12 protein-coding genes are annotated in these 14,710 nt (G+C 69.8%); 11 read left to right on the forward strand and 1 reads right to left on the reverse strand.

Annotation, left to right across the window (positions count from 1 at the left end; translation table 11 throughout):
* The first annotated feature begins 20 nt into the window (after positions 1 to 20).
* From AC07OX_RS16330 to AC07OX_RS16375, 10 genes are all read left to right on the forward strand, one after another.
* Positions 21 to 986 carry a sugar-binding transcriptional regulator gene (locus AC07OX_RS16330; protein ID WP_159273027.1) on the forward strand — a complete coding sequence of 322 codons (966 nt, stop codon included), beginning with the start codon at positions 21 to 23 and terminating at the stop codon, positions 984 to 986.
* 99 nt (positions 987 to 1,085) lie between these two features.
* Positions 1,086 to 1,742 carry a DUF2291 family protein gene (locus AC07OX_RS16335; protein WP_495261183.1) on the forward strand — a complete coding sequence of 219 codons (657 nt, stop codon included), beginning with the start codon at positions 1,086 to 1,088 and terminating at the stop codon, positions 1,740 to 1,742.
* Positions 1,739 to 3,274 carry a sugar ABC transporter ATP-binding protein gene (locus tag AC07OX_RS16340; RefSeq protein ID WP_495261182.1) on the forward strand — a complete coding sequence of 512 codons (1,536 nt, stop codon included), beginning with the start codon at positions 1,739 to 1,741 and terminating at the stop codon, positions 3,272 to 3,274. The genes AC07OX_RS16335 and AC07OX_RS16340 overlap by 4 nt, the downstream gene beginning before the upstream one ends.
* A 26-nt stretch (positions 3,275 to 3,300) precedes the next feature.
* Positions 3,301 to 4,404, forward strand: a complete 1,104-nt coding sequence (locus AC07OX_RS16345) for an ABC transporter permease (RefSeq protein WP_495261181.1) — start codon at positions 3,301 to 3,303, stop codon at positions 4,402 to 4,404.
* Between the two features lie 62 nt (positions 4,405 to 4,466).
* On the forward strand, positions 4,467 to 5,426 hold the full coding sequence (locus AC07OX_RS16350; protein WP_495261180.1) for a D-ribose ABC transporter substrate-binding protein: 960 nt from the start codon (positions 4,467 to 4,469) through the stop codon (positions 5,424 to 5,426).
* Between the two features lie 110 nt (positions 5,427 to 5,536).
* A complete protein-coding gene (derI, locus tag AC07OX_RS16355) occupies positions 5,537 to 6,004 on the forward strand; it encodes a D-erythrulose-4-phosphate isomerase (protein WP_492731129.1) in 468 nt (155 codons plus the stop codon).
* A gap of 37 nt (positions 6,005 to 6,041) precedes the next feature.
* Positions 6,042 to 7,646: an FGGY family carbohydrate kinase gene (locus AC07OX_RS16360; protein ID WP_495261179.1), complete on the forward strand. Its 1,605-nt coding sequence runs from the start codon at positions 6,042 to 6,044 to the stop codon at positions 7,644 to 7,646.
* Positions 7,643 to 9,394, forward strand: a complete 1,752-nt coding sequence (locus tag AC07OX_RS16365; protein WP_495261178.1) for a glycerol-3-phosphate dehydrogenase/oxidase — start codon at positions 7,643 to 7,645, stop codon at positions 9,392 to 9,394. The genes AC07OX_RS16360 and AC07OX_RS16365 overlap by 4 nt, the downstream gene beginning before the upstream one ends.
* 66 nt (positions 9,395 to 9,460) lie before the next feature.
* Positions 9,461 to 11,227, forward strand: a complete 1,767-nt coding sequence (dhaL, locus tag AC07OX_RS16370) for a dihydroxyacetone kinase subunit DhaL (protein WP_495261177.1) — start codon at positions 9,461 to 9,463, stop codon at positions 11,225 to 11,227.
* Positions 11,228 to 11,260: 33 nt separating this feature from the next.
* Positions 11,261 to 11,956 (forward strand): HAD family hydrolase, encoded by a 696-nt coding sequence (locus tag AC07OX_RS16375; RefSeq protein WP_492731136.1) that lies wholly within the window; start codon positions 11,261 to 11,263, stop codon positions 11,954 to 11,956.
* A gap of 30 nt (positions 11,957 to 11,986) precedes the next feature.
* Here AC07OX_RS16375 and AC07OX_RS16380 read toward each other — a convergent pair whose 3' ends face one another.
* Entirely contained in the window at positions 11,987 to 12,901 is a 915-nt protein-coding gene (locus AC07OX_RS16380; protein ID WP_495261176.1) for an alpha/beta fold hydrolase, read from the reverse strand.
* Between the two features lie 298 nt (positions 12,902 to 13,199).
* Between AC07OX_RS16380 and AC07OX_RS16385 the strand changes: the two genes are divergently transcribed.
* The gene (locus AC07OX_RS16385; protein ID WP_369629952.1) at positions 13,200 to 14,240 is read left to right on the forward strand and encodes an AraC family transcriptional regulator; all 1,041 of its coding nucleotides are present in this window, start codon (positions 13,200 to 13,202) and stop codon (positions 14,238 to 14,240) included.
* Positions 14,241 to 14,710: the final 470 nt, after the last annotated feature.

Raw genomic sequence — 14,710 nt, forward strand, 5'->3', positions numbered from 1 at the left:
ATGTTCACAAAATACACGACATGGACCCCGAACTGAGTCTTTCCATCCGCGCCGCATGGCTGGCCTATGTGGGCGGCCACACGCAGGAGCAGATCGCCGAGCGGCTCGGCGTGTCGCGCGTCAAGGTGCAGCGGCTGATCGCCTCGGCCATGCAGAGCGGGTTGATCAAGTTCTTCGTGGAAGGTGTGCCTGCCGAGTGCATGGCGCTCGAAGACAAGCTGGTGGAAGCCTTCGGCCTGAAGCGCTGCGTGGTCGTCCCGACCACCCAGGCCGACCTGGACGATGCGACCGATGCGATCCCCGCGCTGGCAGTGGCTGCCGCACGCCAGCTGACCCGTGTCCTCGACGCCGGCGAGGTGCGCACCATCGGTGTGGGCCACGGTCGCACGCTGGCCGCGATGGTCGAGCGGATGCCCGCGGCGAATCGCAAGGACACGCGCTTCATCTCGCTCCTGGGCAGCCTCACGCGCCGCTCCGCCGCCAACCCGTTCGACCTGATTGCCAAGCTGGCCGAACGCACGGGCGGCGAGTGCTACTTCATGCCGGTGCCGTTCCTGGCCGACAGCCGGGCGGACGCCCAGGTGCTGCGCGCCCAGCGCGGCGTGCAGCACGTGCTCGAGCTCGTGCGCGAGTGCCAGCTCTGCGTCGTCGGTGTCGGTGACCTGGGGCCAGACACCCATCTGCTGCGCACCCAGTCGGTCACGGCCAAGGAGCTGGCGGCGCTGCGCAAGGCGGGGGCGGTCGGCGAACTCGCCGGCTGTTTCGTGGCGTCGAACGGCGAACCGGTGAAGTGCGAGATGAACGAACGTGCGGTCGGTGCGTCGCTGGACGACCTGCGCGGGCGCGACGTGCTCGCGGTGGCCGGTGGCACGTACAAGGCCGAAGCGATCTGCGCGGTGCTCAACACCGGCCTGATCACCGAGCTGATCGTCGACGAGGCGACCGCGCAGCTGTGCCTGCGCCATCAGGCCAGTCAGCGCCGCTGACCGGGCCGCCATCTTCCGGCCGTCGGAGTCGGTGCCCCTAGAGCGCCAACGTCGACCGGAACACACAGGTTCAAGAGGATCAACAGGGAGGAGGTTCGCATGGGCGCCCAGCTCGAGATTTCCGCGCGCAGACCGTTCCGTCTGCGGACGTCGGCCTGCGTGTGGACGGCGGTGCTCCTGCTGCTGTGCGTGGCGATGGTGCTGGACACCAAGGCGGTCCGCATCGGCTCCCCCGAAGACGCACGGGTCGACGCGTTCTCGGCCGAGGCCTACGGCAAGAAGGCATTCGCACCCATTCGGGCCTTGATCGAGAAGGCGGCCGTCGACGCCCCGATGCTGGCGCAGGCCCTCGCGGCGGACAAGGCGGCAGCCGGCGAGACCTACGGCAAGCCCGGAAGCGTCGGGCCGATCTTCCCGGTCCGGTTCACCGGGACGGTCGGCGAGGGTCGTGCGGGCATCTTCACGGTGGTGGTCGACGGCCTGCCGCAGGGACTGCAGCTTCGCGTGCAAACCGGGCCGGCCCTCAACGGCACCGAGGTGCGGGACGCGACGGGCACCGTGGCCTTCGGCCAGTTCACCAACCAGATCGACTACCAGGACGCGGGCTCGGCACTGAACAACGAGGTCAAGGCGCAGGTGCTCGGCACGCTCGACCGTGACGCACTCACCGGCAAGAAGGTCGACGTCGTCGGTGTGTTCCAGCTCATCAATCCGTCGAGCTGGCTCGTCACGCCCGTGCGGCTGGGCGTGCAATGAGCGCCGCTGGCATCGCCCGTCATCCCGACAGCGCGATCGTGCTGTCGGCGCGGAACATCGCCAAGTCGTACGGCAGCGTGCAGGCGCTCAAGGGCGTGAACTTCGACATCCACCGCGGACAGGTCACGACGTTGTTCGGTGAAAACGGCGCCGGCAAGTCCACGCTGATGAAGATCCTCTCGGGCGTGGTCACGCCCACGTCGGGCGACATCGTGCTCGACGGCGTGCCGGTGGTCCTGGCGTCGGCCGCGGACGCACGCGAACGCGGCATCTCGATCATTCACCAGGAACTGAGCCTGGCACCGAACCTCTCGGTGCGCGACAACGTCTTCATGGGCCGCGAGCTGCGCGGCGCCACCGGTGTCGACTTTGCCGAAGAGGCGAGGCGCACGCGGGCGCTGATGGCGGAGCTCGAGGAAGCGATCGATCCGTTGACCTTGGTCGAAGACCTGCGCCTCGGGCAGCAGCAGATCGTCGAGATCGCGCGTGCGCTGTCGGTCAACAGCCGCATCCTGATCATGGACGAGCCCACGTCGGCGCTCTCGGCGGCGGAGGTGGAGGCGCTGTTCAAGGTGATCCGCGACCTCACGGCGCGAGGGGTGTCGATCGTCTACATCTCGCACCACCTGGAAGAGGCACTGCAGATCACCGACCACGCTGTGGTGCTGCGCGACGGTGCCATGACCGCCAAGGCGCCGCGCGCCGAGATCGATCTCGAATGGATCGTGCGCCACATGGTCGGCGAGAACTTCGATCTGGGCAGTCCGCCCGGCGGCTACGACTTCGGCCAGATCGCGCTAGCCATCGAGGACGCCGTCCTCACCGAAAGCTCCGGCGCCGACGTCGTCGACCATGTGTCGCTCGACGTGCGAGCGGGCGAAATCGTCTGCATCTACGGGTTGATGGGCGCGGGGCGCACCGAGCTGCTGGAGGCCGTGGCCGGCCGTTGCGCACTCGACGGCGGGCGCGTGTTGCTCGAAGGGCAGGACGTGTCGAAGCTGAGCATCGCGCAGCGCATCGCCAAGGGCCTGGCGCTGGTGCCAGAAGACCGCCAGCGCGACGGCCTCGTGCAGACGATGAGCGTCGGCCAGAACCTCTCGCTGGCCAGCATCGGCGCCTTCGTTCGCGGGTGCTTCACATCGCCGGCCCGGGAGCGTGCATGCGTCGACGAGTCGATCCGGCGCGTCACCGTCAAGACCAGCGGCGGCCAGGCGGCCATCGGATCGCTGTCGGGCGGCAACCAGCAGAAGGTGGTCATCGGAAAGATGCTCGCCACGCACCCGAAGGTCCTGCTGCTCGATGAGCCCAGCCGGGGCATCGACGTCGGCGCCAAGGCCGAGGTGTTCCGCCTGCTCGCCGAGCGCGCGCGGCAGGGCCTCGCGGTCGTGTTCTCGACCTCGGAGGTGAGCGAATGCCTGGGTGTCGCGCACCGGATCGTGGTCATGCGACGGGGGCGGATCTCGGCCCAGTTCGGCGCCGACGCCACCAAAGAAATGATCATGGCCGCCTCGGGCGAAGCCATGGTTGCCTGAATGAAGCCCTTCGAGCGGACATCACCATGAGCGAAGCCCCATCTCCAGCCCTGCCTTCCCGCTCTGCCAACGGCGCAGGCGGCGGCATCGACATCGTTCGCCTGCTGCTCGAAGGGCGCGCCTTCTTCGCGCTGATCGCGATCGTGGCCGTGTTCTCGTTGCTGTCGCCCGTGTACTTCTCGACCGGCAACTTCCTGATCATGGCGTCGCACGTCGCCATCTTCGGGCTGCTGGCCATCGGCATGCTGATCGTGATCCTCACCGGTGGCATCGATCTGTCGGTCGGGTCGACCCTCGGCCTGTGCGGGGTCGTCGCCGGCTACCTGATGCAGGGCGTCACGATCGACGCGCTCGGCCTGGTGCTCTACCCGCCGGTCTGGGTCGTGGTGGTGCTGACCTGCGCGCTGGGTGCTTTCGTCGGGGCCGTCAACGGCGTGCTGATCGCCTTCTTCAAGGTGCCGGCTTTCGTGGCCACGCTGGGCGTGCTGTACGTCGCGCGCGGCGTGGCGCTGCTGATCACCAACGGGCTGACCTTCAACAACCTCGGCGGCCGGCCCGAGTTGGGCAACACGGGCTTCAACTGGCTCGGCTTCGACCAGGTCCTGGGCATGCCGGTCGGCGTGCTGGTCCTTGCCATGGTCGCGGTGGTGGCAGCCGTGCTGCTCAACCGCACGGCCTTCGGGCGCTGGGTGTATGCGAGCGGCGGCAACGCGCGGGCGGCCGAGCTGTCGGGCGTGCCCGTGCGATTCACGACCGTCACCGTCTACGTGCTGTCCGGTGTCTGCGCCGCCATTGCGGGGCTGGTGCTGTCGTCGCAACTGACCTCGGCCGGCCCGACGGCGGGCAGCACCTACGAGCTCACCGCGATCGCCGCCGTCGTGGTGGGCGGCGCGGCGCTCACCGGGGGGCGCGGCAACGTGCGCGGCACGCTGCTCGGCGCCTTCGTCATCGGCTTCCTGTCCGACGGGCTCGTGATCATCGGCGTGTCTTCCTACTGGCAGACCGTCTTCACGGGCGCCGTGATCGTGCTCGCGGTGCTGCTGAACGCCATCCGGTACGGCCGTCGGCCCGCGCGTGCTGTGACCCCGGCCGTGTCCGGCACGCCCGCCCAGCCACGGCCCACGGCCTGAAAGATTCCCGTCCGCCGCAGCCGCGGCATCTGTCCAGAAGAAACCACCAAGGAGACGAAGTCATGTTGAACACCACCCGCCGCACGCTGCTTGCTGCACTCTCGCTCACGCCCCTGATGGCCAGCCCGGCATGGGCCCAAGGCAAGGGCAAGGGGCTGATCACGATCATCGTGAACGATCCCGCCAACCCCTACTGGTTCACCGAAGGCGAGGTGGCCAAGGCCACGGCGCAGAAACTGGGCTACACCGCGGTCGTCGCCGCGCACACCGGCGACACCAACACCGAGAGCCGTCTGATCGACACGGCCATCACCAACAAGTCGGTCGCCATCATCCTCGACCCGGCGAACGCGAGCGGCTCGGTGGGCGCGGTGCAGAAGGCGGTGGCCGCGAAGATCCCCGTGATCCTCGTCAATGCCGAGATCAACAAGGAGGGCCTGGCGCAGGCGCAGCTCGTGTCGAACAACGCCCAGGGCGCCGCGCTCGGGGCCCAGCACTGGGCCGAGCTGATGGGCAACAAGGGCAAGTACGTCGAGCTCGTCGGCGCCCCTTCCGACAACAACGCCGCGACCCGGTCGAACGGCTTCAAGACCGTGCTGAGCCAGTACCCGGACCTGGCCAAGGCCGGCTCGGAGGTCGCCAACTGGAACAGGACGCAAGGGCACAACAAGATGCAGTCGCTGATGCAGGCGCACCCCGACATCAAGGGCGTCATCAGCGGCAACGACGAGATGGCCCTCGGCGCGATCGCCGCGCTCAAGAAGGCGGGCAAGTTCAACGGGGTCGTCGTCGGCGGGTTCGACGGTTCGCCGGACTCGGTGGCCTCGGTCAAGGCCGGCGAGCTGGCCTACACGGTGCTCCAGCCCGTCGCGGTGTTCGCCGCTGCGGCCGTGCAGCAGGCCGACACCTTCATCCGGACCGGCAAGACCGGTGCCAAGACCGAGAAGCAGCTGTTCGACTGCCTGCTGATCACCAAGGGCAATGCCGCCAAGTACTCCTCGCCGTTCGTCCTGGACAAGTAAGCCCACGCAACGTCTCGACACCCCGGCACCGCAAGGTCCCGGCGGCGCCCGCCACGCGACGCCGCCGGTTGCGCAGCCGGTTCGAAGCAATTCGAAGAAATGGAAAGCACATGAAGATCGCCATTGCCGCGGACACCGCGGGCGCGCCCCTTGCCGAGGTTCTGGCCAGGCACTTCACTGGCCGTGAGGGCCTCGAGGTGACCCACATCGGCCTGCCCGAGGAGGACGCCGACTTCTTCTATGCCGACCTCTCCGACCGGGTCTGCCAGGGCATCCTCAGCGGCCTCTACGACCGTGCGATCCTGGTCTGCGGGACCGGCATCGGTGTCTGCCTCTCGGCCAACAAGGTGCCCGGCATCCGCGCGGCGCAGACGCACGACACCTACTCGGCAGAGCGCGCCGCGCTCTCCAACAACGCGCAGGTCATCACCATGGGGGCGCGGGTGATCGGGGCCGAACTGGCCAAGGCGGTGGCGCAGGCCTACCTGTCCTCCCACTTCGACCCCCACGGCACGTCGGCGCGCAACGTCCGCGCCATCGATGCGCTGGACGAGAAATACCACGCGAAACACCGATGAACGCAACCCGTTCGTTCGACGGCCGGCACTGACGCGCATGGCACGCGACCTCATCATCGGCGTGGACGCCGGAACCTCGGTCATCAAGGCCGTGGCCTTCGACCTGCAGGGCCGGCAGGTGGCGGTGGCCAGCACGCCGAACCGCGTGCTGCTCGGCCCCGACGGCGCGGCCGAGCAGGACCTCGACGGAACCTGGACCGACACCGCAGCCACGCTGCGCGCGCTGGCCGCGCGCGTCCCTGGCCTGGCGGCGCGCGTGGTGGCCCTGGCGGCCACCGGCCAGGGCGACGGAACCTGGCTCGTCGATGCCGACGGCCGCCCGGTCGGACCCGCGATGCTGTGGCTCGACGCGCGCGCCGGCCAGCACGTGCAGGCACTGCGCGAGACGCCGGCCTCGCGGCTCGTCGCCGCGCGCACCGGCAACGCGCTCAACCCGTCGATGCAAAGCGGCCAGCTGCTGTGGCTGCAGGCGCACCAGCCCGAGCGCCTGGCACGGGCCGCATCGGCCATGCATTGCAAGGACTGGCTCTTCTTCAAGGCCACGGGCGTGCGTGCGACCAGCCCCTGCGAAGGCGTCTACACCTTCGGCAACTTCCGAAGCCTGGCCTACGACGACGAGACCCTGGCACTGCTCGGCCTGGGCGCCATCAAGCACCTCCTGCCGCCGATCGTCGACGGCACCCGCAGCCATGCGCCGCTGACCCGCACTGCCGCCACCGAGACGGGGCTACCCGAAGGCCTGCCGGTGGTGCTGCCGCTCATGGACGTGCCGCTGTGCGTGCTCGGCGCCGGCGGCATGGCGTTCGATGCGCAGGGCGGGCTGCGGCACGTCGGCTGCTCGGTGCTCGGCAGCACCGGCATGCACGGCTGGGTCACCGACAACGCGGCGGCCATCGAACCGAGCGCCGAAGCCGGCTACACCATCGCGATGCCTGCGCCGGGCCTGCGGGTCCGCCTGGTCTCGCACATGGCGGCGACGCTGAACATCGACTGGTTGCTCCGGCTGCTCGGCAGCGCGGCCGAACTGGCCGGCGGCACGGCGTTGCCGCACGCGCAGATGCTGGAGCGGCTCGATGCGCTGGTGCTGTCCACCGCACCCGCACAGGCGGTCTACCACCCCTACATCGCGCAAAGCGGCGAGCGCGGCCCCTTTGTCGATGCGAGCGCCCGTGCGCAGCTCAGCGGCTTCAGTGCCACGCTGGGCGTGGCGGGCCTGTCGCGTGCGGTCTTCGAAGGCATCGCGATGGCCACGCGCGACTGCTACACCGCGCTCGGCACGCTGCCCGAAGAGATCCGCCTGTCCGGCGGCGCCGCACGCAGCCTGGCGCTGCGGCAGATGATCGCGTCGGTCACCGGGCGCCCGGTGCGCGTGTCGAACCGCGAGGAGTGCGGCGCCGCAGGCGCGGCCATCACCGCCGCGCTGTCGATCGACAGCCACGCCAGCATTCACCAGATGCTGCCCCAGTGGGTCGATGCCTACCTCGACGAGGCGGTCACCTTGCCGGACCCGGGCCAGACCGCGCTCTACGACCAGATCTACGGGCAGTACCGCGAAACCGCACAGCGGGCGAGGGCGCCCTGGCAGGCCCTGGCCGACATCCGGCGTGCCCACCTCGATGCCGCCGCGCAGGAGATTCGATGAACGACTTCGTCCCGCCCGCCGTCCTGGCGCGGGCCTTCGAGCCCGCCGACGCGACCTGGCTCCATCCCGCGCAGCGGCGGCGCGACCTGGCCGAAGCCTCGCGCAGCGTGGCCGACGTGCTCGTGATCGGCGCGGGCGTGACCGGCGCGGGCGCCGCGCTCGACGCTGTCGCGCGCGGACTTTCGGTGGTGCTGGTCGAGGCGGGCGACATTGCCACCGGCACCTCGTCGCGTTCGGGCAAGACCTTTCATGGCGGCCTGCGCTATCTCGAGCAGCTCAACTTCAAGCTGGTGGCGCACGCGATCGAGGAGCGCGACCTGATGGTCAAGGTCCTGTGCCCGCACATTGCCCGCCCGGAGTCCTTTCTCTATCCGCTCACCCGCGCCTGGTGGGAGCGGCCCTATGTCGGCGCCGGCGTGCTGCTCTACGACCTCTTCGGCCTGAAGGGCGGTGCCGTCCCGCGCCAGCGCCACTTCGGCCGGGCGGCGCTCAAGCGGCACGTCCCCTCGATCGATGCGCAGCGCGTGGTCGGCGGTGTCCAGTTCCACGACGCGCTGATGGACGATGCGCGCCACACGCTCGCGGTCGTGCGCACGGCGGCCGGTCGCGGCGCCAAGGTCATCACGCGGGCGCCCATGGTCGAGTTCATCAAGGACGGCGAGCGCGTCGCGGGCGTCGTGGTGCAAGACACCCTCACCGGCGAACGCCATCGCCTGGCCGCCCGCGCGGTGATCAGCGCCACCGGCATCTGGGCCGACGACATCCAGCAGCGCGCGGGCGCCAACAGCTTCCGGGTGCAACCCGCGAAGGGCGTGCACATCCTGCTGCGGCCGGAGGCACTGCAGTCCGACACCGGCATCCTCGCCCGCGCCACCGACTCCGTCATCATCGCGCGCCGCTGGTACGGCTACTGGCTCGTCGGCACCACCGACACCCCGTGGCACGGCGACAAGTCGCAGCCGGTCGCCGAAGCGGCCGATGTGGACTACCTGCTCGACAACCTCAACGCCTATCTCGAGCGCAAGGTCGGCCGCGCCGACGTGCTCGGCACCTTCGCCGGCCTGCGCCCGCTGCTGAAGTCGGTCGGCACCACCGATTCGACATCGGCACTGCTGCGCGACCACGCGGTGATCGACGGGCCGCCCGGCCTCACCACCGTCGTCGGCGGCAAGTACACGACCTACCGCCGCATGGCGGCCGACGCGGTCGATGCCGCGGTGAAGCCCCTGGGGGTGAACACGGCATCGCCCACGGCCTCGCTGCCGCTGGTCGGGGCCGGCGACTGGGCCGCGGTGCGCGACAGCGCCGGCGACCTGGCGCGGCACTTCGGCATGGGCATCGGCGATGCGGGCCGCCTGCTGCAGCGGCACGGCGACCGGGTGCGCGACCTGCGGGCGCTCGCACGGGCCAGGCCCGCACTGCGCGCGACACTGCCCGGTGCTTCGCACTACCTGGTCGCCGAACTCGTGCATGCCGTCGTCGCCGAGGGCGCGCACACGCTGACCGACGTGATGACGCGCCGCACCCACCTGTCGATCGAACTCGCCGATGGCGGGCTGGCCCTGGCCCCGTTCGTGGCCGGGTGCATCGCACCGTACCTGGGCTGGTCGAGCGACGACATCCGCCGGCAGCTTGTGGCCTACCGCGAACTCATCGCGGCGGAGCGTGCGGCGCTGGGCCCCGGCGCCGCCGTGCCGCCGGCCGCGTCGCCCGCCGCTGCCCCTGTCCCGCTCGCCGCGGCCCTGTAGAGCCATCCCTTCGCGCACACCCCGCGGGCCGCGTCCGGCCCCGCCCTTACCCAGGAGACCTGCTTTATGTCCATGAACCGTGTCGTCAACCACCCTGATCGCGTCGTCGAGGACATGCTCGGGGGCTGGTTGCTGGCCCACGGCGACAGCGTCGAGGCACTGCCGGCCAACCCGCGTGTCGTCAAGCGCGCCCGGGCGCCCGAGCGCGGCAAGGTCGGTGTGGTGACCGGCGGCGGGTCGGGGCACGAGCCGGCGTTCCTCGGCTATGTGGGAGACGGCATGGTCGATGCCGTGGCTGTCGGGGAGATCTTTTCCTCGCCCACGGCCAAGAGCTTCCTGGACGCGATCCGCACCGCTGACGGCGGCGCGGGCGTGGCCTGCCTCTACGGCAACTACGCCGGCGACAACATGAACGTCGGCATGGCCCGCCAGATGGCCGAGCGCGAGGGCATCGTGGTCAGGACCGTGGTCGCCAACGACGACGTGCCCTCGGCCGCCAAGGGCGACGAGGCACGGCGCCGCGGTGTCGCGGGAGAGATCTTCATGTGGAAGGTCGGCGCCGCCAAGGCCGCGCTCGGCGCCTCGCTCGACGAGGTGATCGCCGCGGCGCAGAAGGCCATCGCGAACACGCGCAGCATCGGCGTGGGCTTGTCCGCCTGCGTGATCCCCGCGGTCGGCAAGGCCAACTTCCACATCGAGCCCGGCACGATGGAAGTCGGCATCGGCCACCACGGCGAACCCGGCATCGACGTGCGGGCGACGGCGAGCGCCGCCGAGATGGCGCAGCTCATGCTCGATGTCGTGCTGCCCGACCTGCCGTTCGGCGCCGGTGACCGGGTCGCGGTGCTGATTTCGGGGCTCGGCGCCACGCCGGTGATGGAGCAGTACATCCTCTACGGAGAGATCGCGCAGCGTCTGCTGGCCAAGGGCATCACGGTGGCGTTCAACCAGGTCGGCAACCTCTTCACCTCGCTCGAGATGATGGGCGTGACGCTGACCCTCATGAAGCTCGACGACGAACTCGAGACCTGCCTCAAGCACCCCTGCCGCAGCGTGGGGCTGAGCGTGCCCGGCGACGCCGTTCAGGGCCGCACCTACAGCGGGAGCGCCCGCATGCACCCTGCCGCGACCCCGGCGGCCGCGTCTTCGGGCGCCGGCGCGCGCGCACGCACGGTGAGCGGCGCCACGCTGGCCCTCGCGGAGGCGGGCCCCGTGGTGCGCGACCTCATCGACGCCATCGTCGCGAACCGGCAGCACCTGAGCGAGATCGACGGCCTGATCGGCGACGGCGACCACGGCATCAACATGGCCAAGGGCTTCACCGGCTGCGGCACGCGCCTGGACGCGCTCGGCCCGCGCGCCGCGTCGCTGCCCGGTGCCCTCGAGCAGCTGTCGCAGGCGCTGATGGACGACATCGGCGGCTCGATGGGGCCGCTCTATGGCCGCTTCTTTCTCGGCTTTGTCGACACCCTCGCGCCGCATGAACAACTCGATGCGGCGCTGTTCGGCGAGGCGCTGGCCGTGGCGGTTGCCAACGTGCAGGCGATGGGCAATGCCCAGGTCGGCGACAAGACGCTGATCGACACGCTCGTGCCGGCGCGCGATGCCTACGCCGCCGCACTAGCCGCCGGCGCAGGCTTCGCTGCCTGCCTGCAAGCCATGGGTGCTGCCGCGCAGCAGGGGCGCGACGCCACCAAGGACCTGCAGGCCCGCATCGGCCGTTCGGCACGACTGGGTGCGCGCTCGATCGGCGTGCTCGACGCCGGCGCCACCTCGTGCTGCCTGATCCTGCAGACGCTGGCGGCTTCGCTGCAGCGCCGGCTGGCCCCCTGAATTCGACTGTCACACGCAAGGAAAGCCTTTTTCATGACCACCATCCAAGCCGTCGTCTTCGACATGGACGGCATCCTGATCGACTCGGAAGTGCTCTGGCGCCAGGCCCGCGAGGAGTTCGCCGCGGACCACGGCATGACCTGGAGCGCCGAGGACCAGGAAGCCACCATGGGCTGCAACACCCGCATGTGGTCGCGCCTCATGGTCGAGCGGCTCGACCTGCGCGCCAGACTCGGCATGGACGAGGCTGCGATCGCCCGCGAGATCAAGGCGCGCCTGCTGGCGAAGTACGAGGTGCACCTGCCCGAGCGCGAAGGCGCCATCGCCGCGGTGCGCCTGGCGGCGACCCGCTACAAGGTCGCGCTGGCCTCGGGCTCGCCGAACGAACTGGCGGCGCACGTGATGAAGGTGACGGGCCTCGACAAGGTCTTCCTGGCCACCACGTATGGCGACGACGTCGCGCACGGCAAGCCCGCGCCCGACATCTACCTTGACGTGCTGCAGAAGATCGGCGTGAAGCCCGAGCATGCCGTCGGCGTCGAGGACTCCGGCAACGGCATCCGCTCGCTGCGTGCGGCCGGCATGGGCATCATCGCGGCGCCCGGGCCGGAGTTTCCGCTCGGGCCCGAGGTGCTTGCCCTGGCCGACGTGCGCATCGCCGAGCTGACGGCGTTCGACCTCGACCTCGTCGAGCGCGCCGGCGCGGCGCATCGGGCGCGCATGCGCTGACGGGCCGGGCCGCCCGAGGCCCGAAAGAAATCAGCGGCCCTCGACCGCGTGCCCCGCAATCGCATCGATCACCGGCGCCCACGTCACCTTCGGCAGTGCGTGCCCCATGCCCTCGATGGTCACCATCCGGGCACCGGGCACGTGGCGCGCCACGTCCTTCCCGCATTCGATCGGCACCAGTGGATCGACATCGCCGTGGATCACCAGCGTCGGCGCCTTCAGCGACGCCAGCCGCTCCCTGCGACTGCCTGACGCGATGATGGCCGCGAGCTGGCGTGCGTAGCCGGCCGGGTGCAGGCCGCGTTCGAAACTGCGTTCCGCGCGCGCGGCGTCGAGTGCTTCCTCGTCCGGATGCGAGCCGGCGCGCAGCACCTTCATCACCTGCTGCTGGCGCGCGATGTAGCCGTCGCGGTCCAGCGGCGTGGGCGTGAGCAGCACCTGCAGCGCCTGCGGTTGGGGCGGCGGCAGGTCGGGGGCGCCGCTGGTGGCCATGATCGACACCAGCGTGCGCACGCGCGCCGGATGGCGCAGCGCGATCTCCTGGCCGATGGCGCCGCCCATCGAGGCGCCGACGATGTGGGCGCTGTCGATGCCCAGCGCATCGAGCAGGCCGACCGCATCGTCGGCCATGTGGGCCAGCGTGTACGGCACCTGGCTCGCGCTCACCGGCACGCCGGCCAGCGCCTGCCCGAGCAGCTTGGCCACGTCGGGAATACCCGCGGCGCTCAGGCGCGTGGACTGTCCGATGTCGCGGTTGTCGAAGCGGATGACGCGGTAGCCGCGACCGGCCAGGCGCTCGCAGAAGGCTTCGTCCCACGCAATCATCTGCGTGCCCAGGCCCATGATGAGCAGCAGCGGTGGTGCCGCCGGATCGCCGAAGCAGTCGTAGGCCAGCTCGATGCCGTTGGACGAAGCGAACGAAGGGGAAGAAGGGGCGCGTTGCATGGGGCGTGGCGGTGAAAAGGAAGGGGAGAGAAAGCAAGAGAAGCGAAAGGCAACCGTCGCGCGTTGCGCTTTGTGCCCTGCGGCCGGGACGGTGTTTCGTGGACGATCTTTCCGTGGGGCACCAGCGCGAGAAAGGTTCGTTCAGACCAACCGGGAGTGACTTCGGGACAATTTGGCGCTATCGGGAAACTCCGAGTCTGCGCGTGCGGAACGCTTCGATATCCTGCGACGACCTTGGAGTGCGAGGCCAGTGGCGGCCCGCCATCGAAGGCATGTGTTCTGAAGGGATTGAATCGTCGTGCATCGTTCGCCACCCGACTTCGCGTCACGCGTCTACGGACCCCAGCGCGTCGCAGCCATCGTCGCCACCCTGGTCGAAGAAGGCATCGCACCGGAACAAACCCTGAGCGGAAGTGGCCTGACGGAAGACCAGCTGCGCGCACCGGCGACGCGGATTTCCTACGAGCAGGCGGCCGTGGTCTTCCGCAACGCGGTGCGCCTCGCGCCCGGTCCCAGCATCGCCTTTCGCGCGGGCATCCGCATGCACCTCACGGCCTACGGCATGTACGGCTACGGGCTGCTGAGCAGCCCCACGCATGCCGACCTGATGGACTTCACCATCAAGTACAACCGCGTCATGGGCCCCGTGGCCGGGCCGGTGTCGTACACCTGCAGCAGCGGCACCGCGGTGCTGCCCTACGAGGTGCTGCTGTCGTCCGATCCGCAAGACCCGCTGTACCGCTTCGCGCTCGAGTTCGCCTTCGCGGTGCACCTGCGGTTGGGGCGCGATCTCTTCGGTCCATCGTTCGGTCTTTCCGCACTGCATGTGCGCTTTGCCGAGCCCGAAGATTTGAGCGCCTACCGCACGCTGTTCTGCTGCCCCGTGGCGTTCGGCCAGCCGCGCGACGAACTGCATGTGGGCTCGCCGTGGGTGGGCCATCCCTCGCGGTTGCCCGACTCGGTCACGCATGCGATGGTGAGCGAGATGTGCCAGCAGGTGCTGGCCGATCTGCCGCGCTCGGGCGGTGTCTCTTCAGTGGTGCGGCGCACGCTGATCGACCACATGCCGTGGCGCTTTCCGACCATCGAGCCGATGGCCTCCGAGCTGTCGATCCATCCGCGCACCTTGCGCCGTCGGCTCGAGACCGAAGGCACGACCTACCGCGGCATCCTGGCCGACGTGCGCCGCGTGCTGGCCATCGAGTACCTGCGCACCACGCGCATGACCACCGAGGAAATCGCCGAGCGGCTGGGCTACAGCGACGCCTCGAACTTCCGCCACGCCTTCGTGCGCTGGACCGGCCGCAGCCCGCAGGACTACCGCGCGGCGAAGGCCTGAGCCACGCCTGCGCGATGCCGCATCGGGCATCGTGAACATCACTGCTGATTCGCATGCGCGCGCCGTCGTGCGGCGCTCGCGTGGCCGTCGATCCACACATCTGTTCGCAGTTGTGAGTCGCGCCTGCGCGTCGTTCAAATGCGCGTCCCGAAATCACCGCGAAGTGGTCGCATCGCACCTTTTCTTGTCGACGTCGCCGCGAAAAGATGGCGCCCAGAGCAACGACAACAAAGTGCCCGATCCGAGCCTCGCTGAAGGCCCGGACGAGGCCGACAGGAGACAACAACATGGATGCACCTCGCGCGTGCCGGCATGCCCGGCACGGACTGGACGTACGCGGCGGGTTCACACCATGCATGCGCGCCGCCGCACAGGCCGGGCGCCGCCGTTGCGCGGTGCCTTCCTCCCTTTTCCCCGATCTCGATCCTCTCTCGAACGACCGCCCGACCGGGTAGCCGTGTGCATCGCGT

This window comes from Variovorax sp. GW821-FHT09D07, assembly GCF_059416345.1.